The sequence below is a fragment of the Sporichthya brevicatena genome (genome assembly GCF_039525035.1).
In the GTDB taxonomy this organism is placed as follows: domain Bacteria; phylum Actinomycetota; class Actinomycetes; order Sporichthyales; family Sporichthyaceae; genus Sporichthya; species Sporichthya brevicatena.
This window is the reverse complement of record NZ_BAAAHE010000024.1, coordinates 68,135-94,667: the sequence shown is the minus strand read 5'-3', so window position 1 is coordinate 94,667 and position 26,533 is coordinate 68,135. Positions and strand designations below refer to the sequence as shown.

Sequence of the window (26,533 nt, the reverse complement as noted above, 5' to 3'; positions counted from 1 at the left end):
CCGGGATCCTGTTGGCCTCAACCCTGATCTGGATCAAGACCGACTTGATCAACACGCCCTAGCGCCCGGAGGACATGGCGTTCGAGGAACGGCGCCAGGCTGCGGGAGTAGGTCGCGGTGAGGTGGGAGCCGTCCATGTACACCAGTGCGCCGCCGACAACCGAATCGCACCGGTCGCGCTGGCAGATGAAGTCGTTCATGTCCACGTAGGTCGCCGCGGGGTGGTCAAGTTTGCGCACTGCCTTGACCAGCGGATCCGGCTTCAGCCAATGCGTGCGGAGAGCGGCGCACCGGTCGACGTTGGGCCACTGCGTCGCCACGCAGTCGGGGGCCACGACCTTCGTGAGGTACGGGACGGGGGTGTCGCGGATGACCAGGACCTTCTTGCCCGCATCGATCCACCGCCGAAGGGTGGACTCGTAGCCAACCTGAAACGTGGTCAGGGGATCTCCGCCATTCTTCGGCTTCCCATCCGTGCGCGACGAATAGATGACGAGATCGAATGAACGCTTCTCCACCTGATCGGTGGCCCACGCGCTCCAGGCTCGGCAATTCTCCGTTAGCCGGTCGGACTCCAGCTGCAATGGCACCGCGTTCGGGAAGCACCGGCCGGCGAGAAATGTCTCGATGGCGACGCTGCGCCCCTCGAACATTCGCTGCAGCGCGGGAAGCCAGTGCTCGGCGTGCGAATTGCCGATCAGGGCGATACGAACCCTCGCCTCGGGGTCACCGTAGACACACGACTTCAATCGTGTGAAAGGGGGATCGTTGCGGCAGTCCTCCTGCGCTGTGTCCGGAGCGTCCCTGCTTGCCAGCGCGGGTCGCGGCAGCACCTCGGAGAAGGTCCGGGAGCTGCATCGGGCGCCCGACGACTCCATGGAAGCCGCGGCGAAGCAGGGGTCGTTCGACCGTGCCAGGATCTCCTGCGCGTCCGAACGGATGCGACGATCGACCTCGCCCACCTGGAAGAGCCCGGCCGCCACGACCGCGCTCATGCCGAGCGCGGCAAGAGCGGTCGGCGTCAGCACCGGTCGGGTCCAGGTCCGGGTCCTCGCCGGATCCTCGACGTATCGCTTAGTGAGGGCGGCCAGCGCCACGGTAAGGCCGAGGATCCCGACCTTGTGGTCGAACGTCAGTTCGGTGCCGATGGCCCAGGGGGTGACGACGATCAGGGGCCAGTGCCAGAGGTAGACCGAGTAAGAGATATCGCCCAGGTACTGGGCCGGGCGCCATCCGAGCACGCGGTTGGTGCCTCGGCCCTGCGGCACGTCGGCGGCGATGACGAGGGCGGCGCCCACCACCGGCAGCAGGGCCGTGTACCCAGGGAACGCGGTCGCGCTGCTGTATCTGTAGCTCGCCACGCAAATTGCGATCAGGCCGATCGACGCGACCGTCGTCCGGGACCAGGTTCGGCTCGGACGTCGAACCCGGGCGGTCCGAGCGCGTGCCGCGACGAGCGCGGCGAGCAGGCCGCCGAGCGCCAGTTCCCACACGCGGGTGGTCGTCACGAAGTACGCGGCGGCGGGATTGCGGGCGGTCTCCGCGATCGACCAAACCAGCGACGCCCCGAGAACACTGGCCATGCCGACGAAGGCCCAGCCGTGGGCCCGCCGGGCGGCGCCCCGCGCGAGCAAGGCGCACGCCAGGAAGAGGATCGGCCAGAACAGGTAGAACTGTTCTTCGACGGACAATGACCAGTAGTGCTGTAGCGCGCCAGGCTCCTGGTCGGCCGCCATGTAGTCCACGGACGAATCCGCCAGGCGCCAGTTCTGGAAGTAGAGGGCCGATGCGGTCGCGTCTCGCGCAGTCCGTTCCCACTCCGTCTCCGGCGCGAATCCGCGGACCGCCACGAAGGTGACAGCGATGACCAGGAGCGCGGCAGGCAACAGGCGCTTGATGCGGCGCACCCAGAAGTGCGTGAGGTCCTCCAGGCTCTCCGGCCACCGGCGCAGGAGGTGCGTGGTGATCAGAAAGCCTGAGATGACGAGGAAGACGTCTACGCCGACGAATCCGCCGGGAAGCGCGTCGGGCCAGAGGTGATAAGCCACGACGGAACCGACCGCCAGCGCACGCAGCCCTTGAATGTCGGCGCGAGGCGCCGATTCGGCAGGCTTCGGCGCCGACCGCGCGGGTGCCCGCACGGGCCTCGACTCGTGCACGTAAGAGCCGTGCCCGGTTACGGCGAGGCCAATCCTTGTCGAGAACGTACCCAACTCGCAGTGACCCGCCGCGCGATCGATCACCAGCCCCGGGAACGCCACTCCGCGAGGTTGGGGCGTTCGTGGCCGAGGGTGGTGTCGGCGCCGTGGCCGGGGTAGACCCAGGTCTCGTCGGGGAGACGGGCGAAAAGCTTGGACTCGACGTCGTCGATCAGCTTCGCGAAGTTGTCCTTGTCCCCGAAGGTGTTGCCGACGCCGCCGGGGAACAGGCAGTCGCCCGTGAACAGGTGGGGGTGACCTGACGGGTCGTCATACAGCAGCGCGATGCTGCCGGGCGTGTGGCCGACGAGGTGGATCACCGACAGGTTCACCTCGCCGACGCTGACTGTGTCGCCGTCGGAGACCGGGTCGTCGGTCGGGACCGGGATGCCCTCGGCGTCGAGGTGGTGGGCGGTGGTCCGGGCGCCGGTCTCCTGCTTGACCTCACCCAGCGCCTGCCAGTGGTCGTAGTGCTGGTGGGTGGTGACGATGCGGCCGAGGGAGCCGCCGACCATCCCGAGGATCGTGCCCGCGTCGTTCGCCGCGTCGATCAGCAGCTGCTCCCCGGTGCGCCGGCACCGGAGCAGGTAGGTGTTGTTGTCCATCGGCCCGACCGAGGCCTTGCTGATGACCAGGCCGGCCAGTTCCCGGACGTCCGGGGCCCCGCCGAGCGTGACCTTCCCGGTGTAGGTGCGCATCGAGTGCCTCCCGTCGATCGTGGGCGCCATCCTCACACGCCGCCACCCTCTACCCGCGAGCCCGCTGTTCTCCCTAGAGTGCGCAAATGCGGACATTCAGGGATCTTTCAGGCGGCATATCCTTCGCGCTCGTCGCCGTGGTGGGCGCCCCGGCGGCGGTGGTCGCCCTCCCGTCCGCGGCGGTCGCCCGGACGGCGGCGGTCGCTCCGGTCATGAACCTGCAGGCCAGGGCGTACGTGGACGAGGTCGTTCTCTACTGGCAGCAGGACTTCTGGAACCCCGGGCACACCGCCGTCGTCCGCGGTCTGCCCGGGACCCTGCCGCCGAGCAGCCCGACCGACGGTTTCGGGGTGGCCGTGGGGTCCGGGGCCTCGACCGCGACCGTCCACGGGCTGGAAGCCAACACCCCGTACTCGTTCGCCGTCTTCGCCCAGGACCTGGCGGGGGAGTACGCCGCGCCCGCGACCATCACGGTCAGCAGCCTGCGAGTCACGCTCTCCTCGGCGGCGCAGGTCGTCCTCGAACAACCCGTGACGCTGAGCGGCCGAGTGACGGATGCGATCACCGGTGCCCCGGCGGCGGGCCTGCGCGTTCACTTCTTCGCGGTTCCGCTCACGACCGGGGAGCTCATCCCGATGCCGCAGACGGGGACGCAGTCGGACGGGCGCTACTCGATCCAGCTGTGGCCGCGGGAGAGCGCCCAATTCGTTGCGGTCGTAGAGGGGGACTGGCAGCACCTCGCCGGCAGCGCGGTGAGCCGAACCGTCAAGGTTCTCTCCCAGGTTGTCCTGAAGCCGCTGGGTCGGATGCAGCCGCTCGGGGCGCTCGTCTGGTTCAAGGCGACCGTCTTCCCCAGGTCCACCAAGGCCCTCGCTCTGCAGCAGCGGATCGGGAAGAAGTGGAGGACGGTGGCGAAGGTGAAGCCGAAGCGCGGAGTCGCGCAGTTCAAAATCAAGCCGACCAAGCGTGGCAAACACTTCTTCCGTGCGAAGGGCGGCGGGGTGCCCGGAGTCGCGGCGGGGACCAGCAAGACCAGGACGATCACCATTCGCTGACGTCGCGGGTCGTCATTCACCCGCTGACCTGCCCGAACGCCGATTGTCGGACCCCCCACCTACCATGGCCGCGGGTCCGGTCCAGGGCCCGAGCGGGGACTGCGAAGGGCACAGAGTGGCGGAACGTCTGATCGTCCGAGGGGCGCGGGAGCACAACCTCAAGGACGTCTCCCTCGACCTGCCCCGGGACAGCCTCATCGTCTTCACGGGCCTGTCCGGCTCGGGCAAGTCCAGCCTCGCGTTCGACACGATCTTCGCCGAGGGCCAGCGCCGCTACGTGGAGTCCTTGTCCGCGTACGCCCGGCAGTTCCTCGGGCAGATGGACAAGCCCGACGTCGACTTCATCGAGGGCCTGAGCCCGGCGGTCTCCATCGACCAGAAGTCGACCTCCCGCAACCCCCGGTCGACGGTCGGCACCATTACCGAGGTCTACGACTACCTGCGTCTGCTCTACGCCCGCGCCGGCCGCCCCCACTGCCCGCAGTGCGGCCGCCCGATCGCGCGCCAGACCCCGCAGCAGATCGTCGACCGGGTGCTCGAGCTCGAGGAGGGCTCGAAGTTCCAGGTCCTCGCCCCGGTGATCCGCGAGCGCAAGGGGGAGTACACCGAGCTGTTCCGCGAGCTCGTCTCCAAGGGCTTCTCCCGCGCCCGGATCGACGGCGTCGTGTACCCGCTCACCGAACCGCCGAAGCTCAAGAAGCAGGAGAAGCACACCATCGAGGTGGTCGTCGACCGCCTCGCGGTGAAGGCCTCCGCCAAGCGCCGCCTGACCGACTCGATCGAGACCGCGCTCGGTCTGTCCAGCGGTCTGGTGACGCTCGACTTCGTCGACCTCCCCGAGGACGACCCCCACCGCGAGCGCGTCTTCTCCGAGCACCTCGCCTGTCTCTACGACGACCTCGACTTCGAGGAGCTCGAGCCGCGCTCGTTCTCGTTCAACTCGCCGTTCGGCGCCTGCACCGAGTGCACCGGCCTCGGCACCCGCATGGAGGTCGACCCCGAGCTGGTCGTCCCCGACCCGTCGCTCTCGCTCGAGGAGGGCGCCGTCCAGCCCTGGGCGAGCGGCCACTTCTCCGAGTACTTCGGCCGGCTGCTCGTCGCGCTCGGCGACGAGCTCGGGTTCAAGACGACGACGCCGTGGGAGAAGCTCCCGGCCAAGGCAAAGCAGGCGATCCTGCACGGGCACGACCACCAGGTGCACGTGAAGTACAAGAACCGCTACGGCCGCACCCGCTCGTACTACACGGGTTTCGAGGGCGTCCTCCCGTGGATCAGCCGCCGGCACGCCGAGGCCGAGAGCGACGCCAGCCGCGACCGCTACGCCGGCTTCATGCGCGAGGTCCCGTGCCCCGCCTGTCACGGCGCGCGGCTCAAGCCGGTCTCCCTCGCCGTCACGCTCGGCGGGAAGTCGATCGCCGAGGTCGCCGCGATGTCGATCGGCGACTGCGCGGTGTTCCTGCGCGAGCTGCAGCTCTCGGCGCGTGAGGCGCAGATCGCCGAGCGCGTGCTCAAGGAGGTCAACGCCCGCCTCGGCTTCCTCCTGGACGTCGGCCTCGACTACCTGTCACTCGACCGCGCGGCGGCGACGCTGGCCGGCGGCGAGGCGCAGCGCATCCGCCTCGCGACGCAGATCGGCTCCGGCCTCGTCGGCGTGCTCTACGTCCTCGACGAGCCGAGCATCGGCCTGCACCAGCGCGACAACCACCGCCTGATCGAGACGCTGGTGCGTCTGCGCGGACTCGGCAACACCCTGATCGTCGTCGAGCACGACGAGGACACCATCCGCACCGCGGACTGGGTCGTCGACATCGGCCCCGGCGCCGGCGAGCACGGGGGACAGGTCGTCTTCTCCGGGCCGTACCAGGAGCTGCTCAAGGTCGAGGACTCCCTGACCGCCGCGTACCTCTCGGGCCGGCGCGAGATCGCGGTGCCCAAGATCCGCCGCAAGCCGCAGAAGGATCGCAAGCTCGTCGTCCGCGGCGCGCGCGAGAACAACCTCAAGGACGTCACCGTCGAGTTCCCGCTCGGCTGCTTCGTCGCCGTCACCGGCGTCTCCGGCTCCGGGAAGTCCAGCCTCGTCAACGACATCCTCTACAACGCGCTGGCCAAGCACCTGTACCACGCCCGCGAGGTCCCGGGCCGGCACACGCGCATCGACGGGCTCGACCAGATCGACAAGGCGATCCACGTCGACCAGTCGCCGATCGGTCGCACGCCGCGCTCCAACCCGGCCACCTACACCGGCGTCTTCGACAACATCCGCAAGCTGTTCGCCGAGACGCAGGAGGCGAAGGTCCGCGGCTACCAGCCGGGCCGGTTCTCCTTCAACGTCAAGGGCGGACGCTGCGAGGCGTGCGCCGGCGACGGCACGATCAAGATCGAGATGAACTTCCTCCCGGACGTCTACGTTCCGTGCGAGGTCTGCCACGGAGCGCGCTACAACCGCGAGACGCTTGAGGTGCACTACAAGGGCAAGACGATCGCCGAGGTCCTCGACATGCCGATCGAGGAGGCCGCGGAGTTCTTCGCCGCGATCCCCGCGATCGCGCGGCACCTCAACACCCTGGTGCAGGTCGGGCTCGGGTACGTCCGGCTCGGCCAGCCCGCCCCGACGCTCTCCGGCGGTGAGGCGCAGCGCGTCAAGCTCGCCTCCGAGCTTCAGAAGCGCTCCACGGGCCGGACGATCTACGTCCTCGACGAGCCCACGACCGGCCTGCACTTCGAGGACGTCCGCAAGCTCCTCGGCGTGCTGACCAGCCTCGTCGAGAAGGGCAACTCGGTGGTCGTCATCGAGCACAACCTCGACGTGGTGAAGACCGCCGACTGGGTGATCGACATGGGTCCGGAGGGCGGTTCCGGCGGCGGGACCGTCGTGGTGACCGGGACGCCCGAGGACGTCGCAGCATGTGCTGAGAGTCACACCGGTCGGTTTTTGGCGCCGCTCATCGGCCTATCCGGCCACTCGGCGCAATCCACGAACCGCACGGCGACGAAGCAGATTACGAAAAGGACAAAGGCGGCAGCTCGAGGCAGATCGGCATCAAGCCGCGGGTAGCCTTTCGAACGCCCTGTCAGGTTCTTCACATTTGCCCCGCCAAACTCGGAGGTTTTCCATGTCTGCTGCGGAAACGCCCAACGTCCCGGAGGGTGCGGAAGAAGCCGTTCCCGGCCGGCGCGTCGTGCTCCGCGGGATCTCGGCGCTGGGTCTGGCCGCCTTTGCGGCCCCGCTCGCTGCGTGCGGCGGGGACGACGACGACCCGACCGCGGCCGAGGCGACCCCCGAGACGACTCCCGAGGTGACCCCCGAGGCCACCACCAGCGCGAAGCCGTCCAAGACGGCCAAGCCGACCAAGTCCGCGGAGCCGACGGCGACCGCCGACGCCACGAAGACCGCCAAGCCCGAGGCGACGCCGAAGGCGACCCCGAAGCCCGACAAGGCGCCGAAGCTCGTCAAGGCCAGCGACACCCCGCTCGCGGCCACCTCGGACATCCCGGTCAACAGCGGCGCGCTGTTCGAGGCCGACGAGTACGTCATCACCCAGCCGAAGGCCGGTCAGTTCATCGGCTTCGACTCCCTCTGCACCCACGAGGGCTGCCCGGTCGACGTGTTCGACACCCCGGGCAAGATGAGCTGCTCGTGCCACAGCTCGGACTTCACGCTCGACACCGGCAAGCCGACGGCAGGTCCGGCGCGCAAACCGCTGCCGAAGAAGCCGATCATCGTCGAGGGTGGTCAGATCTACAAGGCGAAGGAAGCCTGAGCTCCCGCCTCCGCACGACCCGCATGAGGACCTCCCGGCGCGTAGCCGGGAGGTCCTCATATTTTCCGTTCCGAGCAGCGGCAAATGGCCGATCCGCGATTAGGCTCCCGCTGTGGTTCCCCGACGAGTAGTCCTCCGCGGCGCGTTCGCCGTCGGGCTCCTCGGCGCGACCGGAACCCTCACCGGCTGCGGGGACGACAGCCCGAACGCCGGCGGCGCCGCCCCGGCCACCGACCTGACCGCCACCGAGCCCGCACGGACCGGGCGTCCGACCGCCCGGCCCACGTCCAAGTCGGACGTCTACCAGCGCAGCCCCGAGCCCCGCCCGGCGCGCAGCACCGACCCCTCGAACGGAACCGACCCCTCGGCGCAGCCCGCGGCGACCACGGACCCGACGGCGGACCCGTCCGGGGAGCCCACCGTCGGCAGCCGCCGCGGTGACGACCTCGCCACGGCGCGCAACGAGCCGACCCCGGAACCGACCCCGAGCCCGTCACCCACGCCGGAGCCGCTGCCCCCGGGGGCGGTCGCCCGGACCTCCGACATCCCGGTCGGCGGGGGCAAGACGTTCCCGGAGAAGAAGCTCGTCGTCACCCAGCCGACGCCGGGGCAGTTCCGCGCGTTCGACGCGCGGTGCACCCACCTGGGCTGCCTGGTCGACAAGGTCGAGCACGGGCAGATCGTCTGCCCCTGTCACGGCAGTCGCTTCTCGATCGACGACGGCCAGCCCGAGGAGGGCCCGGCCCTGCTGCCGCTGGCCGCCAAACCGGTCGCGGTCGACGACGCGGGCAACATCCGCAGCGAGTGAGCTCGCCGCGTCCGCAGTCGAGTGACGAGAGCAACGCGGACCGGTAACACCCCGTTCAAGCGCGGATGATGTGCTCCTCCCGTGACACAGCCCGCGATCGAGAATCCTGAAGCTCCCGCCCGCCGCGTCGTCGTCCGCGGCGCGCTCGCCCTCGGCCTGACCGCCGCCGGCGGCGCCTCGCTGGCCGCTTGCGGCGGCGCGGACTCCTCCACCCCGGATGCCGCCGGACCGCAGGGCGTGCCCGGCCCGCAGGCGACGCCGGCGCCCGGCACCTCGCTCGGCCCGACGGAGAAGGTGCCCGTCGGCGGCGGCCTGATCTTCGGCGGCGGCGCGAACGTCGTCGTCACCCAGCCCACCGAGGGCGCGTTTCACGCGTTCAGCTCGATCTGCACGCACTCGGGCTGCCCGGTCACCAAGGTGCACCGCGGCGTGATCGAGTGCCCGTGCCACGGCAGCCGGTTCTCGATCGAGGACGGCTCCGTCGAACGTGGCCCGGCGCAGCTCCCGCTGCCCGCGGTCGAGATCACCACCGACGGCGGGACCATCACCGTCGCCTGAGTCCTTCGCCCGACCAGAGGCCCGCCACGGTCGTCGGAGGGATTGCATACCCTCAGGCCCGTGGCGGACCCAGCGACCTACCGACCCCGGCCCGGGTCCATCCCGGACTCGCCGGGCGTCTACCGGTTCTCGGACGCCCACGGGCGGGTCATCTACGTCGGCAAGGCGAAGAGCCTGCGGGCCCGGCTGAACTCCTACTTCCAGGACATCGCGGCCCTGCACGCCCGGACGCAGACCATGGTCCAGACGGCCGCCAAGGTCGACTGGACGGTGGTCGGCACCGAGGTCGAGGCGCTGCAGCTGGAGTACTCCTGGATCAAGGAGTTCGACCCGCGCTTCAACGTCCGCTACCGGGACGACAAGTCCTACCCGAGCCTGGCGGTCACGCTCAACGAGGAGTTCCCGCGCCTGCAGGTCATGCGCGGCCCGAAGAAGCGCGGCGTCCGGTACTTCGGTCCCTACGCCCACGCCTGGGCGATCCGGGAGACCCTCGACCTGCTGCTGCGCGTCTTCCCGGCGCGGACGTGCTCGGCCGGCGTGTTCAAGCGCGCCGGCCAGGTCGGCCGGCCGTGCCTGCTCGGCTACATCGGCAAGTGCTCGGCGCCCTGCGTCGGGCGGGTGTCGCCCGAGGAGCACCGGCGCATCGTCGAGGACTTCTGCGACTTCATGGCCGGCCAGACCGCGACCTATCTGCGGCGCCTGGAGAAGGAGATGCAGGCCGCCGCCGCCGTGCAGGAGTACGAGCGCGCGGCTCGGCTCCGCGACGACATCGGCGCACTCAAGCGCGCGATGGAGAAGAACGCCGTCGTCCTCGGCGACGGGACCGACGCCGACGTCATCGCCCTGGCCGAGGACCAGCTCGAGGCGGCGGTGCAGGTCTTCCACGTCCGCGGCGGGCGGGTGCGCGGCCAGCGCGGGTTCGTCGTCGACAAGGTCGAGGACGTGACGACGGGCGACCTCGTCGAGCACTTCCTCCAGCAGCTCTACGGTGACGACACTGACCCGGCGTCAGCTGAGGGTTCCGGCGACGGTGAGGCGGTGCCGCGCGAGGTGCTCGTTCCCGAGCTGCCGGCCGACACCGTCGCGGTCACGGAGTGGCTGAGTTCGAAGCGCGGAGCCCGCGTCGACCTGCGGGTGCCGCAGCGCGGCGACAAGCGCGCCCTGATGGAGACCGTCGCCCGCAACGCGGCGCAGAGCCTGGCGCTGCACAAGACCAAGCGCGCCAGCGATCTGACGACCCGTTCGCTGGCGCTGCAGGAGATCCAGAACGCCCTCGAACTCGACGAGGCGCCGCTGCGGATCGAGTGCTTCGACGTCTCCAACCTGCAGGGCACCGAGGTCGTCGCGTCGATGGTCGTGTTCGAGGACGGCCTGGCCCGCAAGAGCGAGTACCGCACCTTCAACATCAAGGGCGTCGAGGGTCAGAACGACGTCGCGGCCATCGCCGAGGTCATCACCCGCCGGTTCCGTCGTCACCTCGACGACCGGGTCGCCGCGGCCGAGGACCGACACAGCGGTCCCATCGACCCGGACACCGGCAAGCCCCGGCGCTTCGCCTACCGGCCGAACCTCGTCGTCGTCGACGGTGGCCCGCCCCAGGTCGCCGCGGCCGCCGAGGCGCTCGAGGCACTGCACATCTACGACATCGAGATCTGCGGTCTGGCCAAGCGGCTGGAGGAGGTCTGGCTGCCCGGGCAGGCCGACCCGGTGATCCTCCCGCGGACCAGCGAGGGGCTGTACCTGTTGCAGCGCGTCCGCGACGAGGCGCACCGGTTCGCGATCACCCACCACCGCAAGCGCCGCTCGAAGTCGATGATCGACAGCACGCTCGACGCGATCCCCGGCCTCGGGGAGGTACGTCGCAAGGCGCTGATGAAGCACTTCGGGTCGGTCCGCAAGCTCCGGGCGGCCACGGCGGAGGAGATCGCCGCCGTCCCCGGCTTCGGCCCGCGCACGGCCCAGGCCGTCGTCGACGCGCTTGCCGCGGCCGGCGGGGCGCCGGCCGTGAACATGGCGACAGGCGAGATCATCGAGGAGACTTCGTCCGGGCCCGGTGCCGCCGGGACCGCGACCGGAGGCTGAGCAGGGGGTGACGGTGACGGAACCGGGGGAGCCGGTGCTCGACATCTCGCTGGTGATCATCACCGGCATGTCGGGCGCGGGCCGCAGCACCGCGGCCAACGCCATGGAGGACGCGGGCTGGTTCGTCGTCGACAACCTGCCGCCCGAGCTGCTGCCGATGCTCGTCGAACTCGGCCGCCGCAGCCAGGGGAGCGTGCCGCGCATCGCGGCGGTCGTCGACGTCCGGGGCCGGGCGTTCTTCGACTCGCTCCGCGGCGCCCTCGCCGAGCTCGACGGCCGCGGCGTCGTCCCGCGGATCATGTTCCTCGAGGCCTCCGACGAGGCCCTCGTGCGCCGGTTCGAGAACGTCCGGCGTCCGCACCCGCTGCAGGGTGACGCCCGGATCGTCGACGGCATCGCGGAGGAACGCGAACTCCTGCGTGACCTCCGCGGCCGTGCCGACCTCGTCATCGACACCTCGGACAAGAACGTCCACGAGCTCCGCGCCGAGGTCGACCGCGCCTTCGGCTCCGCCGCCGACGAGTCCGTGACGATGACCGTCGTCTCGTTCGGCTACAAGTACGGCCTGCCGGTGGACGCCGACCTCGTCGTCGACTGCCGCTTCCTGCCGAATCCGCACTGGGTGCCCGAGCTGCGGCCCTTCACCGGGACCGACCCCGAGGTCAGCGCCTACGTCCTGACCCGGCCGGGGGCGGTCGAGTTCCTCGACGGGTACACCGACCTGCTCAAGGTCGTGACCGAGGGCTACCGGACCGAGCGCAAGCGCTACGTCACCCTCGCCGTCGGCTGCACGGGCGGGAAGCACCGCAGCGTCGCCATCGCCGAGGAACTCGGCTCCCGGCTCCGCAAGGCGGGCATCCAGGTGCGGGTCGTGCATCGCGACATGGGGCGCGAATGACCGGGTGGCCGGCATGAGAAGCGCCCACGTCGTGGCACTCGGGGGTGGGCACGGGTTGGCCGCCTCGCTCTCGGCGCTCCGGAACGTCACCGAGGAGCTGACGGCGATCGTCACCGTCGCCGACGACGGTGGCTCCAGCGGCCGCCTGCGGCGCGAGCTCGGGGTCCTGCCGCCCGGCGACCTGCGGATGGCCCTCGCGGCGCTCTGCGGCGACGACGAGTGGGGTGCGACCTGGAGCAAGGTCGTCCAGCACCGCTTCGCCGCCGAGGGCGACCTGCACAACCACGCCGTCGGCAACCTGCTCATCGTCGCGTTGTGGGAGCTGCTCGGGGACACCGTCACCGGGCTCGACTGGGTCGGCCGGCTTCTCGGGGCGCGCGGCCGGGTGCTGCCGATGTCCGCGGTGCCGATGGACATCGAGGCGACCGTCGAGGGGCTCGACCCCGACGACCCGGAGGCCCTCACGCGCGTCCGCGGCCAGGTCGCCGTGGCGACCACCCGCGGCCGGGTCCGCGACATCACGCTCGTCCCCGCCGACCCGCCGGCGTGCGCCGAGGCCGTCGAGGCGGTGTGCACCGCCGACTGGGTCGTCTTCGGGCCGGGCTCCTGGTTCACCAGCGTCCTACCGCACCTGATGGTCCCGGACCTCGCGCACGCGATCTGCACCACGGGCGCGCGTCGGGTGCTCACCCTGAACCTCGAGCCGCAGCAGGGCGAGACGACCGGGTTCTCGCCGCAGGACTACCTCGAGGTGCTCCGCGCCCACACCCCCGACCTGCGGCTCGACGTCGTCCTCGCCGACTCCGACGCGGTGACCGACGTCGACGCGCTCCGCAAGGCGGTGGAGGACGCGGGTGCCGAACTCGTCCTCGCATCGGTGGCGATGGGCGACGGCACCCCGCGTCACGACCCGGCGAAGCTCGCAGTCGCGTACACGGACATCTTCACGCGTGGCAGGATCGACACATGGCGATGACGGCAGCGGTCAAGGACGAACTCTCCCGGTTGCAGGTCACCAAGCCCTGCTGCCGCAAGGCCGAGGTCTCCTCGATGCTCCGGTTCGCCGGTGGACTCCACCTGGTGAGCGGGCGCATCGTCGTCGAGGCCGAGCTCGACACGGGCGCCGCGGCCCGTCGCCTGCGCAAGGACATCGCCGAGGTCTTCGGCCACCCGTCCGAGGTCGCCGTCATGGCGCCGGGCGGGCTGCGCCGCGGCAGTCGCTGGGTCGTCCGCGTCGTTGCCGCAGGGGAGGCGCTGGCCCGGCAGACGGGTCTCGTCGACGGCCGTGGCCGTCCGGTGCGGGGGCTTCCGCCGCAGGTCGTCTCCGCCGCCGCGTGCGACGCCGAGGCCGCCTGGCGCGGGGCGTTCCTCGCCCACGGCTCGCTCACCGAGCCCGGCCGCTCGTCGGCCCTCGAGATCACGTGCCCCGGCCCGGAGGCCGCGCTCGCCCTGGTCGGCGCCGCCCGCCGGCTGGGCATCGGTTCCAAGGCCCGTGAGGTCCGCGGCGTCGACCGCGTCGTCGTCCGCGACGGCGACGCCATCGGTGCCCTGCTCACGCGCCTCGGCGCCCACGAGTCGGTCCTGGCCTGGGAGGAGCGGCGGATGCGCCGCGAGGTCCGCGCCACCGCGAACCGCCTCGCCAACTTCGACGACGCGAACCTGCGCCGCTCCGCCCGCGCGGCCGTCGCCGCCGGCGCCCGCGTCGCCCGCGCGCTGGAGATCCTCGGGGACGACGTCCCGGAGCACCTCGCCTCCGCCGGCAAGCTCCGCGTCGAGCACAAGCAGGCCAGCCTCGAGGAGCTCGGCGCCCTCTCCGACCCGCCCCTGACCAAGGACGCGATCGCCGGCCGCATCCGCCGCCTGCTCGCGATGGCCGACAAGAAGGCTCAGGAGCTCGGCATCCCCGGCACCGAGGCCAATCTCACCCCGGACATGCTCGTCCCGTAACCCCCCGGGCGTCCTCTCCCGAAAGCGCAGGACAGCACGCCGATTTTGCTTTCGCGGGTGCCATGGTGCGCTTTCGGGAGTCTGGGGGGCCGCGGGGCCGCGGATCCTCGGCTCGGAGGTCAGTGCCCGTGGCCCGGGCCGCCGTGGTGGTCGGAGCCGGGGACGTGGGTCTGGGGGGTACGGCGCATCCACTCGGGGGCGCGGGTGCCGCCGTCGACGTCGTCGGTCTCGTGGACGCCGATCAGCATGATCCCCATGACGTCGTTCATGGGCTCGTGGGCGTTGTAGAGGCTGGTCAGCAGCAGCTCGTCGCCGGCGCGGAGGGCGCCGAGGGAGTCCCAGCTGCACGTCGACATCCGGGAGATCATCCCCTCCATCGCGCCGGTGCCGTAGCCCGCGCGGGAGGAGCAGATCCGCTGGTCGGTCGTGACGTTGTCGAGCGTCAGGCCGACGCCACCGGCGTGGACGTGGCCGCCCGCGGCGACGATGCGACCGGTCAGGGTGGACTTCCAGGTCCACGGGGTCGCGGACTTGCCGGCCGGGACCGCGAACTCCGAGGTCCCGCAGTTCGCGGCGTCGAGCCACACCGGGGTCACCGACTTCATGCCGGGCGTCGAGGCCGGGACGTGGTGGACGACGGTCTCGAAGAACACCACCTGCGGGGTGTCCGAGTGGTTCATCATCTCGATGATCCCGGCCCACGGACCGGGCTGGACCTGGAAGCCGAATCCGTCGGGCAGGCGGATCGGCGTGCGCTCGTCGCCGGCCGCGAACAGCCGCCGGCCCAGCGCGCCGACGCCGTTGCGGCCGCACGTGACGTCGGTGGCGCCCGGCTCGGCGATGACGACGTGGTGGAGCATCAGGCCCTTGCTCATGTCCGCGCGCTGCCCGTCCGCGGTGACGAAACGCGGCTCGATCGCGGTGATGAAGCAGTCCTCGCACGGCTTCGGGATGCTCGGGATCGGCCGGTTCACGTGCGCCTCGCCCATCGGGGCCGGCGGGAGGAGGAACGGCCCGACGCGGACCGTGGTCGCGGTCTCGACCGCGCTCAGGTCCGCGGGCGCCTCCGCCCGGACCGACCCGCTGATCGTCGTTCCCGCCACCGCGAGGGTCCCGGCGAGCAGGAGGCCGCCGGCTCGCCACCACCGAGAGGTCCGCATTCCACCACGATCCGTCCGGTTGGACCGGCGTGCAACCGATTCGCGTGGATTGCCCCGCCCGGGGCACCTGTCAGAGCAGCGCCGTCAGGCCAGGGGTAGGTTCAGCAGCACCAGTAGGAACAAGCAGCGCAGGCCAACAGCCAGCAGGAGGAGACGGTCGTGACCATCCGGGTCGGCATCAACGGTTTCGGGCGTATCGGCCGCAACTTCTTCCGTGCGGTCCTCGCCGGCGGAGCAGACATCGAGATCGTCGGCGTCAACGACCTCACCGACAACGCGACGCTCGCCCACCTGCTGAAGTACGACAGCATCCTCGGCCGCCTCGGCCTTGAGGTGAAGGCGACCGAGAACGACATCACCGTCGGCGGCAAGACCTTCGCGGTGACCGCGGAGAAGGACCCGGCGAACCTGCCGTGGAAGAGCCTCGGCGCGGACATCGTCCTCGAGTCCACCGGCCGCTTCACCAAGGCCGCGGACGCCAAGAAGCACGTCGACGCCGGCGCGAAGAAGGTCATCATCTCGGCGCCCGCCAACGACGAGGACATCACGATCGTGATGGGCGTCAACCACACCGCCTACGACCCGGCCGCGCACACCATCATCAGCAACGCGTCCTGCACGACGAACTGCGTCGCGCCGATGGCGAAGGTCATGCTGGAGACGTTCGGGATCGAGAAGGGTCTGATGACCACGATCCACGCCTACACGAACGACCAGGTGATCCTGGACTTCCCGCACAAGGACCTGCGCCGCGCCCGCGCCGCCGCCACCAACATCATCCCGACCTCGACCGGCGCCGCGAAGGCCACGTCGCTCGTGATCCCGGAGCTCAAGGGCAAGCTCGACGGCATCGCGATGCGCGTCCCGGTTCCCACCGGCTCGGTCACGGACCTGGTCCTGCAGCTCGGCCGTGAGACGACCAAGGACGAGGTCAACGCCGCCTTCCAGGCCGCCGCGCAGGGTGAGCTCAAGGGCATCCTCGAGTACACCGAGGACCCGATCGTCTCCTCCGACATCGTCACCGCGCCGGCGTCCTGCACCTTCGACTCGAAGCTGACGATGGTTCAGGGCAACCAGGCCAAGATCGTCGGCTGGTACGACAACGAGTGGGGCTACTCGAACCGGCTCGTCGACCTGATCGCCCTGGTGGGCAAGTCGCTCTAGGCCCGGCGAAGCATCAGGCGAGCAGGAAGACAGCGATGAAGTCGATCGCGGATCTCGGCGACCTCTCCGGCAAGCGCGTTCTGGTCCGCTCGGACCTCAACGTGCCTCTGGACACCGCTCCTGACGGCACTGCGACCATCACCGACGACGGCCGGATCCGGGCCAGCCTGCCGGTGATCCGGCAGCTCGCGGACGCCGGTGCGCGCGTCGTCGTGTGCGCGCACCTCGGCCGCCCGAAGGGCACGCCGGACCCGAAGTACTCCCTGGCCCCGGTCGCGAAGCGGCTCGAGGAGCTGGCCGGGACGGCGGTCGCCTTCAGCCCCGAGGTCGTGGGGGAGCAGGCGACGGCCACCGTCGCGGGCCTGACCGACGGCGGCATCGCGCTGCTGGAGAACGTCCGGTTCTCCGCGGCCGAGACGTCGAAGGACGACGCCGAGCGCGGGGCGTTCGCCGCCGAGCTCGCGGCCCTCGCGGACGCCTACGTCGGCGACGCCTTCGGGGCGGTGCACCGCAAGCACGCGAGCGTCTACGACGTCGCCCGGTTGCTGCCGCACGCGGCGGGTGACCTGGTCCGTACCGAGGTCGAGGTGCTGCGCCGCCTCACCGAGAACCCGCAGCGGCCGTACGCGGTCGTGCTCGGCGGTTCGAAGGTCTCGGACAAGCTGGCGGTCATCGACCGGCTCCTCGGGCTCGCCGACAAGATCCTCGTCGGCGGTGGGATGGTCTACACCTTCCTCGCCGCGCAGGGGCACGAGGTCGGGACGTCGCTGCTCGAGGCCGACCAGATCGAGACCGTGAAGGGCTACCTCGCCGAGGCGGAGAAGCGCGGCGTCGAGCTCCTGCTGCCGACCGACATCCTCGCGGCCGACCGCTTCGCCGCCGACGCGGACGCGGCTGTGGTGCCGGCATCCGCGATCCCCGCGGACCGCATGGGCCTCGACATCGGCCCCGAGAGCGCGAAGGCGTTCGCCGCGGCGTTGGCGTCCTCGGCGACGATCTTCTGGAACGGCCCGATGGGCGTGTTCGAGATGGCCCCGTTCGCCGCCGGCACCCGCGCGGTCGCGCAGGCCCTCGTCGACGGGTCGGGCTTCTCGGTCGTCGGCGGCGGTGACTCCGCGGCGGCCGTGCGCACGCTCGGGTTCGACGAGGCCGCGTTCGGCCACATCTCCACCGGCGGTGGCGCCAGCCTCGAGTACCTCGAGGGCAAGGCCCTGCCCGGTCTGCTCGCACTGGAGGACTGACCACATGGCCAAGGAGCCCAAGGGCGCCGCGGAGCGGGACGGTCGCACGCCGCTGATGGCGGGCAACTGGAAGATGAACCTCAACCACCTCGAGGCCATCGCCCTGACCCAGAAGCTCGCGTTCTCCCTCGACGACCCGGACTTCGAGGCCGTCGAGGTCGCGCTGCTCGTGCCGTTCACCGACATCCGCTCGGTGCAGACGCTGGTCGACGCCGACAAGATGCGCTTCAGTTACGGCTCGCAGGACATCTCGGCCCACGACGCCGGCGCCTACACCGGTGAGGTGTCCGGCGTGATGCTCGCGAAGCTCGGCTGCACCTACGCGATCGTCGGGCACTCGGAGCGCCGGCAGTACCACGGCGAGGACGAGGCCGTCGTGAACGCGAAGGTGAAGGCGGCCTTCCGGCACGGACTGCGCCCGATCCTCTGCGTGGGCGAGGGGCTCGACGTCCGCCAGGCGGGGGAGCACGTCGGCCACACCCTGGCCCAGCTCGACGGCGCGCTCGACGGCGTCCCGGAGAAGAACGCCGCCGACCTCGTCGTCGCCTACGAGCCCGTCTGGGCAATCGGGACCGGCGAGGTCGCGACGCCCGAGGACGCGCAGGAGGTGTGCGGCGCGATCCGCGGGCGTCTTGGTGAGTTGTACTCAAAGGAGCTCGCCGAGAACGTCCGGGTGCTCTACGGCGGTTCGGTGAAGGGCGACAACGTCGCCGCGATCATGGCGCAGCCGGACGTCGACGGCGCCCTCGTCGGCGGCGCGAGCCTGCAGGCGGACGAGTTCGTGAAGATCGTGCGTTACTCCAAGGCCTGAACCGGGTCGGATCCGCGGCGCACGTCGCCGGCGATTCGCCCGTGCCGGGTTAGGATGGCGCCGCTCGTCGGGCCGGAAGTCCGCAGCGCTCGACCGCCTCTAAGTGAAGGACCTTCGTGGAGACCGCGTTCCAGATCCTGCTGCTGATCACCAGCGTGCTGATCGTCCTGCTCGTCCTGCTGCACAAGGGCAAGGGCGGCGGTCTGTCCGACCTCTTCGGTGGCGGTGTCTCGTCCTCGCTGGGTGGCTCGTCGATCGCCGAGCGCAACCTCGACCGGATCACCTACATCGTCGTGACCGTCTGGGCCTCGGCCTGCATCGGTCTGCTTCTGCTGCTGAAGGACTAGCCGCACCACCACCGGCCCCACACCGGGCTCGCACCAACGTAGGAGAACTCTCGTGGCAAGTGGCAACGCGATCAGGGGCAGCCGTGTCGGGGCGGGCCCGATGGGCGAGGCGGAGCGTGGCGATTCCGCTCCGCGGTTCTGGATCTCCTACTGGTGCGCCAACGGTCACGAGACCCGCCCCAGCTTCGCCGACGACGGCACCGTGACCGCGCCGGACTTCTGGGACTGCCCCCGCTGCGGTTTCCCGGCCGGCCAGGACCGCGACACCCCGCCGTCGCCGCCGCGCAACGAGCCCTACAAGACCCACCTCGCGTACGTGCGCGAGCGCCGCAGCGAGGCCGACGGCGAGGCGATCCTCGCCGAGGCCCTCGACAAGCTGCGTGCGACCGGGCGTCCCTACTAGGGCGCCCGACTCCCTGAGCTCGGTCCGGCGTCAGAGCGGCGGGCCGGGCCGCTCAAGGGCGACGATGCCGCGTTCGTCCTGGAGCCCGGTCGGCGTGTGCCAGTAGGGCACGGCCGGCCGGCCACTGACGGTCCGGCGCCGCACGGGGCGGCGGTTCGAGGCCGCCCAGACGTACGTCAGCAGCAGGATCGCGGCTGTGCACGCGAGAAGAATGACCAGCGACTCCGTGCCGGACAGTGGTTGACCCATGCCGGACTCCTTCCGCCCGGCCCGAGCCCTACGGCTCGGGCGGTGGCCCTGTGCCGTACGTGCAGGATGCGCCCCCGACCGCCCCGGCGTCCAGTGTCCGACCCGGGAAATCGGGCACCGGTAAGTTGATCGTCATCCGACGCCAGAACTGGTCCGGGGCCACATATCGGGGCTGAGCAGGAGGCAGTGCATGCGCATCGGCGTGCTCACGGGCGGGGGCGACTGCCCGGGTCTGAACGCGGTCATCCGCGCGGTCGTGCGCAAGGGGGTCCACCAGTACGGACACTCCTTCGTGGGGTTCCGGGACGGCTGGCGTGGCCCGCTGGAGAACAAGACGCAGACGCTCGGCGTCCCCGAGGTGCGCGGGATCCTGCCGCGGGGCGGGACGATCCTCGGCTCGTCGCGCACGAATCCCGTCAAGGTCGACGGCGGGATCGAGCGGATCCGCAAGAACCTCGCCGACCTCGGCATCGACGCGCTGATCGCCATCGGCGGCGAGGACACCCTCGGCGTCGCGACCCGGCTGCACGAGGACGGCATCGCGGTCGTCGGCGTGCCGAAGACGATCGACAACGACCTCGGCGCCACCGACTACACGTTCGGCTTCGACACCGCGGTGAACATCGCGGTGGAGGCGATCGACCGCCTCCACACCACCGCCGAGTCCCACCACCGTGCTCTCGTCGTGGAAGTGATGGGCCGTCACGCCGGCTGGATCGCGCTGCACGCCGGCATGGCCGGGGGAGCGAACCTCATCCTGATCCCCGAGGTCCCCTTCGACATCGGACGAGTCTGCACGCTCATCGAGAGCCGGTTCCAGAGCCACTACGCGCCGATCGTGGTCGTCTCCGAGGGCGCCGTCCCCAAGGAGGGGACGATGGAGCTGGTCTCCGGGGAGAAGGACGACTTCGGCCACGTCCGCCTCGGGGGCATCGGCGACCGCGTCGCGAAGGAGATCGAGACCCGGACCGGGGCCGAGTCCCGCGCGGTCGTCCTCGGCCACGTCCAGCGCGGCGGTACGCCCACCGCCTTCGACCGCTGGCTCGCCACCCGGTTCGGGCTCCACGCCATCGACGCGATCCACGACAAGGACTTCGGGAAGATGGTCGCCCTCCGCGGCACCGACATCGTCCGCGTCCCGCTCGACGCCGCCACCCGCGAGCTCAAGCTCGTCGACCCGAGCCTCTACTCCGAGGCCGAGGTCTTCTTCGGCTGAGTCCGGCGGCGCCCCGGCCGAGCGGCGGACCCGGGCATACCGGGCGATAACCGATTTCAGGCCCGGACCAGGGGCGACGTACCCTCATACCCGTGAGTACCGACCTGGACACCTGGCGGGAGCTGCCTGCTCTGCAGCAGCCGGACTACCCCGACGCCGCGGCGCTGGCCGCGGCGGTCGCTGAACTGCAGTCGCTGCCGCCGCTGGTGTTTGCGGGGGAGTGCGACCAGCTCAAGGAGCGGCTGGCGGCCGTCGCGCGCGGCGAGGCGTTCCTGCTCCAGGGCGGTGACTGTGCGGAGTCGTTCGACGTCCGCGGGGCCGACGCGCTGCGGGCGAAGCTGAAGACGCTGCTCCAGATGGCTGTCGTGCTCACGTACGCCGGCTCGGTGCCGGTCGTCAAGATCGGCCGCTTCGCCGGGCAGTACGCCAAGCCCCGGTCCTCCCCGGTCGAGAAGCGCAACGGCGTCGAGCTGCCGTCCTACCGCGGCGACGCGGTCAACAGCATCGAGTTCACCGCCGAGGCCCGGATCCCGGACCCGCAGCGCCTGGTGAAGATGTACAACGCATCCGCGGCGACGCTGAACCTGGTCCGCGCGTTCACCAAGGGCGGTTACGCCGACCTGCGTCAGGTCCACGCCTGGAACCAGGACTTCGTCGCGGATTCCCCGGTGGGGCAGCGCTACGAGGCCCTCGCCGCCGAGATCGACCGCGCCCTGGACTTCATGCGGGCCTGCGGCGTCGACACCGACGCGCTCTCCAGCGTCGACATCTACTCCAGCCACGAGGCGCTGCTGCTCGAGTACGAGCGGGCCCTCACGCGGATCGACTCCCGCACCGGGCAGCCGTACGGCGTCTCCGGGCACTTCCTCTGGATCGGCGAGCGCACCCGCAACCTCGACGGCGCGCACATCGACCTGCTCCGCAAGATCCGCAACCCGATCGGCGTGAAGCTCGGTCCGAACGCGACGGCCGACGACGCGCTCGCGCTGATCGACGCGCTCGACCCGGAGCGCGAGCCCGGCCGCCTGACCTTCATCACGCGCATGGGCACCGGCAAGGTGCGCGAGAACCTCCCGCGCCTGGTCGACAAGGTCACCGCGTCCGGCGCCGTGGTCGGCTGGGTGTGCGACCCCATGCACGGCAACACCTACGAGACCGCCAACGGGTACAAGACCCGCAAGTTCACCGACGTCCTCGACGAGGTCCGCGGGTTCTTCGAGGTGCACCGGTCGCTGGGCACGCACCCGGGCGGCATCCACATGGAGCTGACCGGCGACGACGTCACCGAGTGCACCGGCGGCGGCCACGTCATCGACGAGGCCGACCTCCACCAGCGCTACGAGACGGCGTGCGACCCGCGCCTGAACCGGACGCAGTCCCTGGACCTCGCCTTCGAGGTGGCGAGGATGTACCGCGAGAACCACTGACGCCGGTGATCGACCTCCGCAGTGACACCGTCACGCGCCCGACGGCCGGCATGCGCCGGGCCATGGCCGAGGCCGAGGTCGGCGACGACGTCTACGGCGAGGACCCGACGGTCCTCGCCCTGCAGGAGCGCGTCGCCGCGATGCTCGGGCACGAGGCGGCCCTGTTCACCCCGACCGGGTCGATGGCGAACCAGCTCGGCCTCCGGCTGCTCGCCCGCCCGGGCGAGGAGGTGCTCTGCGACTCCCAGGCGCACGTGGTCCGCGCCGAGCTCGGCGCGCACGCCGCGTTCGGGTCGGTGACCACCCGGACCTGGAACGCGCCCGACGGGGCTTTCGCCGCGGCCGACGTGATCGGCATGGCGGTCCCGGAGAGCAGCACCCATCTGGTGCGCACCGGCGTCGTGGCCGTCGAGAACACCCACAACTTCGGCGGCGGCACCGTCCAGCCGCTCGACGAGCTGGAGAAGCTCGCCGCCTGGGCGCGGGAGTCCTCGGTGCGCCTGCACCTCGACGGCGCCCGGCTCTGGAACGCCGCCGTCGCCACCGGCACCTCGCTGGAGGCCTACGGCCGGCTCTTCGACGCCGTCTCCGTCTGCCTGTCCAAGGGCCTCGGTGCGCCGGTCGGCTCGCTCGTCGCCGGCTCCTCGGACCTCGTCACCGGCGCCCGCTGGTGGCGCAAGCGCCTCGGCGGGGGCATGCGCCAGGTCGGCGTGCTCGCCGCGGCCGGGCTGTACGCGCTCGACCACCACATCGATCGCCTCGCGGAGGACCACGCCCGCGCCGCCGAGCTCGCGCGGCGCCTGGCCGAGGTCACGCCGGGCGTCAGCATGCCGCAGACGAACATCATCGTGCTCGACCTGCCCGACGGCGGCCCGGTCGCGGCCGACCTCGTCACCGCCGCCCACGACCGGGGCGTGCTCGTCTCGCTGATCGGCCCACGGACGATCCGCCTGGTGACGCACCTGGACGTCGACGACGCGGCGTGCGCCCGCGCCGCCGACGTCCTGTGCCGGTTGTTCTGAGGCCCCGGGGCGGGCCTACGGCTGGAGCCGCTCCACGACGTCGAGGTTGACGAACGTCGGCGGCCCGTCGCACAGCTTCTGCATCTGCTGCGCGAACTCGGAGGTCGCCGGGTGGTTCGAGTTCGCCATCGCGTCCTCGTACGAGTTGAACTCGACGAGCACGGTGTAGCGGTTCGGCACCTCGTGGTCCGTGCACAGGGTGACCTGGACGGGCCGGAGGTCGGCCCCGTCGGCCATCCGGCGAGCCCGGTAGTCCTCGTTGAGTTGGCGAACCTCGTCGATGCGGCTGGTGGTGTACGTGATGGTCTGGATGAACCCCGGCATGGTCGCCTCCCGTTGTGGGGTGAGGACGATTGTCCTCGCCTGTCAAGGCTCGCCGGGGGAGTCGGAACACGCATCGGGGCCGGTACCGAACTGAGGTCGGTGCCGGCCCCGAGACGGAGCGAGGTGGGTCAGTTGGACGGCGGCCGCTCGACGCACTGCGCGAGGTAGAGCGCCTCACCGAGGGAGTCCATCAGCGCGAGCTGGGTCTCCAGGTAGTCGATGTGCTCCTCCTCGCTGGAGAGGATCTTCTCCAGGAGGTTCGCGCTCGTGTGGTCGCCCTTCTCGCGGCACATGATGACGCCGGGACGCAGCCGGGCCACGACCGCGAGCTCGATGTTCAGGTCGGCCTGGAACTGCTCGCGGACCGTCTGCCCGATGCTGAGCGGGAGCAGCTTCTGGTAGTTGGGCAGGCCCTCGAGGAACAGGATGCGGTCGGTGATCTCCTCGGCGTGCTCCATCTCCTCGATGGACTCGTGCCGGGTCTTCTTCGCGAGCTCGGTGTAGCCCCAGTTCTGCTGCATCTTCGCGTGCAGGAAGTACTGGTTGATGGCCGTCAGCTCGCTCGTCAGCTGCTCGTTGAGCAGTGCGATGACCTCAGGGTCGCCGATCATGAAAACGGGGTCCTTCCGGGGCGGGTGTGCGTGGCGGCCGGGGCGTCGGCGGACCCGACGGTAGCGACGAATTCCACGCTTGTCATCGAAGGGAAGGCTGCCCTCGGCGACCTGCCGGAAACCCGGCGAAGGGGAGCCTGACCTCAGGAGATGACGCTCGGTGACCGGTCAGGCGGTGGCGGCCAGGTTCCCGCTGAGCATCCGGCGCGGGCATCCGCTCAGCGCGGTGGTGACGAGGTTCTCGACCCGGTCGAGGCACGACCCGCAGTTGCTCGCGGCCTCCGTCGCCTCGCACGCGCTGCGCACACAGCGCGCACCTGCGTCAACAGCCCCGAGGATGTCGTCCTCGGTCACGGCGTTGCAGATGCAGACGAACACGTGCGTGCCTCCGGCCGACGGGTGAAACCGCTTTCCTTAGGTAAGGCTAAGCATCCGTGAGGCCCCGTCAAGAGGCTGTCCGTCAGATGGCGGAACGGGCGAATGGACACATGTCCGTCACCAGCAGTGATTACGCAAAGTTACGACGCGACGTGGTTCAGAACACGCGCAGTGTGACCCGGGTCCCACGCGGGACACGCGAGCCGGCGTCCGGATCCTGGGACACGACGCGGTCCCCGCCGAACAGGCTCCGCCGGACGTCCACCTCGAACCCGAGGCGCTCCAGCAGGTCCTCGGCGTCGTCGACGTCCATGCCGATGACGCGGGGCACCTCGATCAGGTCGGACTTGGACACGACCAGCGCGATCGTGCTGCCCTTGGCGAGCTTGCGGTTCGGGCCCGGGCTCTGCGACAGCACGGTCCCGGACGGCACCGAGTCGTCGATGCGCTCGGTCCAGGTCGCCTTGAACCCGGCCGACGTCAGCAGATCCGTGGCCTCCTGCAGACTCCGCCCCACGACGTCGGGGACGGCCACCGGCTTCGCGCCGCGGCTCACGATCAGCTTGACGACGGCGTCGCGGCGCAGCTCCCGCCCCGCGGGCGGGTCGGTCGCGAGCACGCGTCCCTCGGGCACGGAGTCGCTGTACTTCTGGCCCTGCTCGTCGGCGACCGTCAGGTTGTTCTCGGTCAGCCGTTTCTTCGCCGCCTCGACGGTCTCCCCGGCGAGGTCCGGCACCGCGTACCGCTCCGGCCCGGCGGAGAGGATCGCCGTGATCGTGCCGCTCTCGGAGATCTTGCGCCCCGGCTGGGGATCCGTCCGCAGCACCTGCCCCTTCGGGACGAGCTCGTCGTGCTCCTCGTCGGCGAAGCGGACCTTCAGCCCGGCCTCCTGCGCCTTGGCCAGCGCCTCGTCGCGGGTCAGGTTCAGCAGACTCGGCGTGGTCACCGAACTCCCGACCGCGACCTGCCAGGCGCCGATGCCGACGGCGAACGTCGTCACCAGGACGGCCAGGAGCGCCAGGAGCCCGCGCCGGCGGCGGCGCTGCAGCCGGGCCGGGACGGGATAGGGCACGGCGCCGGCCGCGCCGGGCTTGCCGGGCGGGGACCCGGCGGCGGGACCGGCAGCGGGACCGGCAGCGGCACCGGCGGGGCCGGGGCGGCGGATCGCCGCCGTGACCGCGTCCGGGCCGGCGGCGGCACCCGGGGGCACCTGGCCGAACATCAGCGTCGGGGCGCCCTGCGCGGGGGCCGGGGCGGGCACCGGGCCGGACCCGGCGACGTCGTCGAGCACCTCGGGCCGGAGCGTGCGGCGGACCGCGACGGTCTCGGCGAGGAACGCCCCGGCGTCGGCGGGCCGGCCGTCGGGGTCGCGGGCGGTGGCGCGCAGGACCAGGTTGTCCAGCGCCGGGGGCAGCGTCGGGCGGACCTCGGACGGCCGCGGCACGTCGTAGTGCACGTGCTGGTAGGCGACCTGGATCGGTGACTCGCCGGAGAACGGCTGCAGGCCGGTCAGGCACTCGTAGAGCAGGATCCCGGCCGCGTAGACGTCCGACCGCTGGTCGGCGTGCCCCTTCTCGACCTGCTCGGGCGAGAGGTAGGCGACGGTGCCGATCAGCGTGTTCGTGCCGGTCGGCGCGCCCCAGGTCGCGGTGTTCGACCCGGCGGTGACGGCGCGGGCCAGCCCGAAGTCGGCGACCTTGACGCGGCCGTCGTCGGCGATGAGGACGTTCTCGGGCTTGATGTCGCGGTGGACCAAGCCGGCCTGGTGCGCGGCCGCGAGCGCGGCGAGCACGGGTTCCATCACCGCGAAGGTCTCGCGCGGGGTCAGGCGCCCCTTGTCACGCAGCCAGTCCCGCAGCGTCCGGCCCTCGACGTGCTCCATCGCGAGGAAGACCGAGCCGGAGTCCGCGCTCTGGTCGAACACGGAGACGACGTTGGGGTGCGAGAGCCGCGCGGCCGAGCGCGCCTCCCGGATGAAGCGCTCGACGAAGTCCTTGTCCTCGGCCAGCGCGGGGTGCATCACCTTGACCGCGACGCCCCGGTCCAGCCGGGTGTCGACAGCCTCGTAGACGGTCGCCATCCCGCCGCGCGCGATGCGGCGCGTGACGCGGTAGCGCCCGTCCAGCACGGTGCCGACCAGGGCGTCGGCAGGCTCCCCCATGGGGCCGGAGTTTA

The 26,533-nt window shown here is 71.0% G+C and carries 25 protein-coding genes; 17 read left to right on the top strand and 8 right to left on the bottom strand.

What is annotated here, in order from left to right; all coding sequences use genetic code 11:
- Positions 1–17: 17 nt before the first annotated feature.
- Both ABD401_RS15140 and ABD401_RS15135 read right to left on the bottom strand, forming a co-directional pair.
- Positions 18–2,261, bottom strand: a complete 2,244-nt coding sequence (locus ABD401_RS15140; RefSeq protein ID WP_344606153.1) for an acyltransferase family protein — start codon at positions 2,259–2,261, stop codon at positions 18–20.
- Positions 2,240–2,896: an MBL fold metallo-hydrolase gene (locus tag ABD401_RS15135; protein ID WP_344606151.1), complete on the bottom strand. Its 657-nt coding sequence runs from the start codon at positions 2,894–2,896 to the stop codon at positions 2,240–2,242. The genes ABD401_RS15140 and ABD401_RS15135 overlap by 22 nt, the downstream gene beginning before the upstream one ends.
- A gap of 86 nt (positions 2,897–2,982) precedes the next feature.
- On the opposite strand from ABD401_RS15135, the gene ABD401_RS15130 reads away from it, so the two are divergent.
- The 9 genes from ABD401_RS15130 to whiA all read left to right on the top strand — a co-directional run bounded on the left by ABD401_RS15130 (position 2,983) and on the right by whiA (position 14,005).
- Positions 2,983–3,951, top strand: coding sequence for a hypothetical protein (locus tag ABD401_RS15130; protein ID WP_344606149.1), 969 nt, complete (start codon positions 2,983–2,985; stop codon positions 3,949–3,951).
- Positions 3,952–4,066: 115 nt separating this feature from the next.
- Positions 4,067–7,006: an excinuclease ABC subunit UvrA gene (gene uvrA, locus ABD401_RS15125; RefSeq protein WP_344606147.1), complete on the top strand. Its 2,940-nt coding sequence runs from the start codon at positions 4,067–4,069 to the stop codon at positions 7,004–7,006.
- 58 nt (positions 7,007–7,064) lie between these two features.
- Positions 7,065–7,712, top strand: coding sequence for a Rieske (2Fe-2S) protein (locus ABD401_RS15120; RefSeq protein WP_344606145.1), 648 nt, complete (start codon positions 7,065–7,067; stop codon positions 7,710–7,712).
- Between the two features lie 112 nt (positions 7,713–7,824).
- Positions 7,825–8,520 (top strand): Rieske (2Fe-2S) protein, encoded by a 696-nt coding sequence (locus ABD401_RS15115; RefSeq protein WP_344606143.1) that lies wholly within the window; start codon positions 7,825–7,827, stop codon positions 8,518–8,520.
- 81 nt (positions 8,521–8,601) lie between these two features.
- Entirely contained in the window at positions 8,602–9,078 is a 477-nt protein-coding gene (locus ABD401_RS15110) for a Rieske (2Fe-2S) protein (protein ID WP_344606141.1), read from the top strand.
- A 60-nt stretch (positions 9,079–9,138) separates the two neighbouring features.
- Entirely contained in the window at positions 9,139–11,160 is a 2,022-nt protein-coding gene (uvrC, locus tag ABD401_RS15105) for an excinuclease ABC subunit UvrC (protein ID WP_344606139.1), read from the top strand.
- 7 nt (positions 11,161–11,167) lie between these two features.
- The gene (gene rapZ / locus ABD401_RS15100; RefSeq protein ID WP_425566159.1) at positions 11,168–12,058 is read left to right on the top strand and encodes an RNase adapter RapZ; all 891 of its coding nucleotides are present in this window, start codon (positions 11,168–11,170) and stop codon (positions 12,056–12,058) included.
- Positions 12,059–12,071: 13 nt separating this feature from the next.
- Positions 12,072–13,034 (top strand): gluconeogenesis factor YvcK family protein, encoded by a 963-nt coding sequence (locus tag ABD401_RS15095; protein WP_344606137.1) that lies wholly within the window; start codon positions 12,072–12,074, stop codon positions 13,032–13,034.
- Positions 13,025–14,005 carry a DNA-binding protein WhiA gene (gene whiA / locus ABD401_RS15090; protein WP_344606135.1) on the top strand — a complete coding sequence of 327 codons (981 nt, stop codon included), beginning with the start codon at positions 13,025–13,027 and terminating at the stop codon, positions 14,003–14,005. The genes ABD401_RS15095 and whiA overlap by 10 nt, the downstream gene beginning before the upstream one ends.
- A 119-nt stretch (positions 14,006–14,124) precedes the next feature.
- Here the strand turns inward: whiA and ABD401_RS15085 are convergent, their stop codons facing one another.
- Positions 14,125–15,165: a hypothetical protein gene (locus ABD401_RS15085; protein ID WP_344606133.1), complete on the bottom strand. Its 1,041-nt coding sequence runs from the start codon at positions 15,163–15,165 to the stop codon at positions 14,125–14,127.
- A 159-nt stretch (positions 15,166–15,324) separates the two neighbouring features.
- On the opposite strand from ABD401_RS15085, the gene gap reads away from it, so the two are divergent.
- From gap to ABD401_RS15060, 5 genes are all read left to right on the top strand, one after another.
- A complete protein-coding gene (gap, locus tag ABD401_RS15080; protein ID WP_344606131.1) occupies positions 15,325–16,329 on the top strand; it encodes a type I glyceraldehyde-3-phosphate dehydrogenase in 1,005 nt (334 codons plus the stop codon).
- Positions 16,330–16,364: 35 nt separating this feature from the next.
- Positions 16,365–17,570, top strand: coding sequence for a phosphoglycerate kinase (locus ABD401_RS15075; RefSeq protein WP_344606129.1), 1,206 nt, complete (start codon positions 16,365–16,367; stop codon positions 17,568–17,570).
- 4 nt (positions 17,571–17,574) lie between these two features.
- Positions 17,575–18,381 carry a triose-phosphate isomerase gene (gene tpiA / locus ABD401_RS15070; RefSeq protein WP_344606127.1) on the top strand — a complete coding sequence of 269 codons (807 nt, stop codon included), beginning with the start codon at positions 17,575–17,577 and terminating at the stop codon, positions 18,379–18,381.
- A 116-nt stretch (positions 18,382–18,497) separates the two neighbouring features.
- Positions 18,498–18,728, top strand: a complete 231-nt coding sequence (secG, locus tag ABD401_RS15065; protein ID WP_344606125.1) for a preprotein translocase subunit SecG — start codon at positions 18,498–18,500, stop codon at positions 18,726–18,728.
- 52 nt (positions 18,729–18,780) lie between these two features.
- Entirely contained in the window at positions 18,781–19,131 is a 351-nt protein-coding gene (locus ABD401_RS15060) for an RNA polymerase-binding protein RbpA (protein WP_084671460.1), read from the top strand.
- A 30-nt stretch (positions 19,132–19,161) separates the two neighbouring features.
- On the opposite strand, the gene ABD401_RS15055 is transcribed toward ABD401_RS15060, so the two are convergent.
- On the bottom strand, positions 19,162–19,380 hold the full coding sequence (locus ABD401_RS15055) for a hypothetical protein (protein ID WP_344606121.1): 219 nt from the start codon (positions 19,378–19,380) through the stop codon (positions 19,162–19,164).
- A gap of 190 nt (positions 19,381–19,570) precedes the next feature.
- Between ABD401_RS15055 and ABD401_RS15050 the strand changes: the two genes are divergently transcribed.
- From ABD401_RS15050 to ABD401_RS15040, 3 genes are all read left to right on the top strand, one after another.
- Positions 19,571–20,596: a 6-phosphofructokinase gene (locus ABD401_RS15050; protein ID WP_344606119.1), complete on the top strand. Its 1,026-nt coding sequence runs from the start codon at positions 19,571–19,573 to the stop codon at positions 20,594–20,596.
- A 92-nt stretch (positions 20,597–20,688) separates the two neighbouring features.
- Entirely contained in the window at positions 20,689–22,023 is a 1,335-nt protein-coding gene (locus ABD401_RS15045) for a class II 3-deoxy-7-phosphoheptulonate synthase (RefSeq protein ID WP_344606117.1), read from the top strand.
- A gap of 5 nt (positions 22,024–22,028) precedes the next feature.
- Entirely contained in the window at positions 22,029–23,045 is a 1,017-nt protein-coding gene (locus ABD401_RS15040) for a threonine aldolase family protein (protein WP_344606115.1), read from the top strand.
- Positions 23,046–23,060: 15 nt separating this feature from the next.
- Here the strand turns inward: ABD401_RS15040 and ABD401_RS15035 are convergent, their stop codons facing one another.
- From ABD401_RS15035 to pknB, 4 genes are all read right to left on the bottom strand, one after another.
- On the bottom strand, positions 23,061–23,369 hold the full coding sequence (locus ABD401_RS15035; RefSeq protein WP_344606113.1) for a hypothetical protein: 309 nt from the start codon (positions 23,367–23,369) through the stop codon (positions 23,061–23,063).
- A 128-nt stretch (positions 23,370–23,497) separates the two neighbouring features.
- Positions 23,498–23,980, bottom strand: coding sequence for a bacterioferritin (gene bfr / locus ABD401_RS15030; protein WP_019877439.1), 483 nt, complete (start codon positions 23,978–23,980; stop codon positions 23,498–23,500).
- A gap of 168 nt (positions 23,981–24,148) precedes the next feature.
- Positions 24,149–24,358, bottom strand: a complete 210-nt coding sequence (locus tag ABD401_RS15025) for a (2Fe-2S)-binding protein (protein WP_344606110.1) — start codon at positions 24,356–24,358, stop codon at positions 24,149–24,151.
- Positions 24,359–24,515: 157 nt separating this feature from the next.
- Positions 24,516–26,519 (bottom strand): Stk1 family PASTA domain-containing Ser/Thr kinase, encoded by a 2,004-nt coding sequence (pknB, locus tag ABD401_RS15020; RefSeq protein ID WP_344606108.1) that lies wholly within the window; start codon positions 26,517–26,519, stop codon positions 24,516–24,518.
- Between the last annotated feature and the right edge of the window lie 14 nt (positions 26,520–26,533).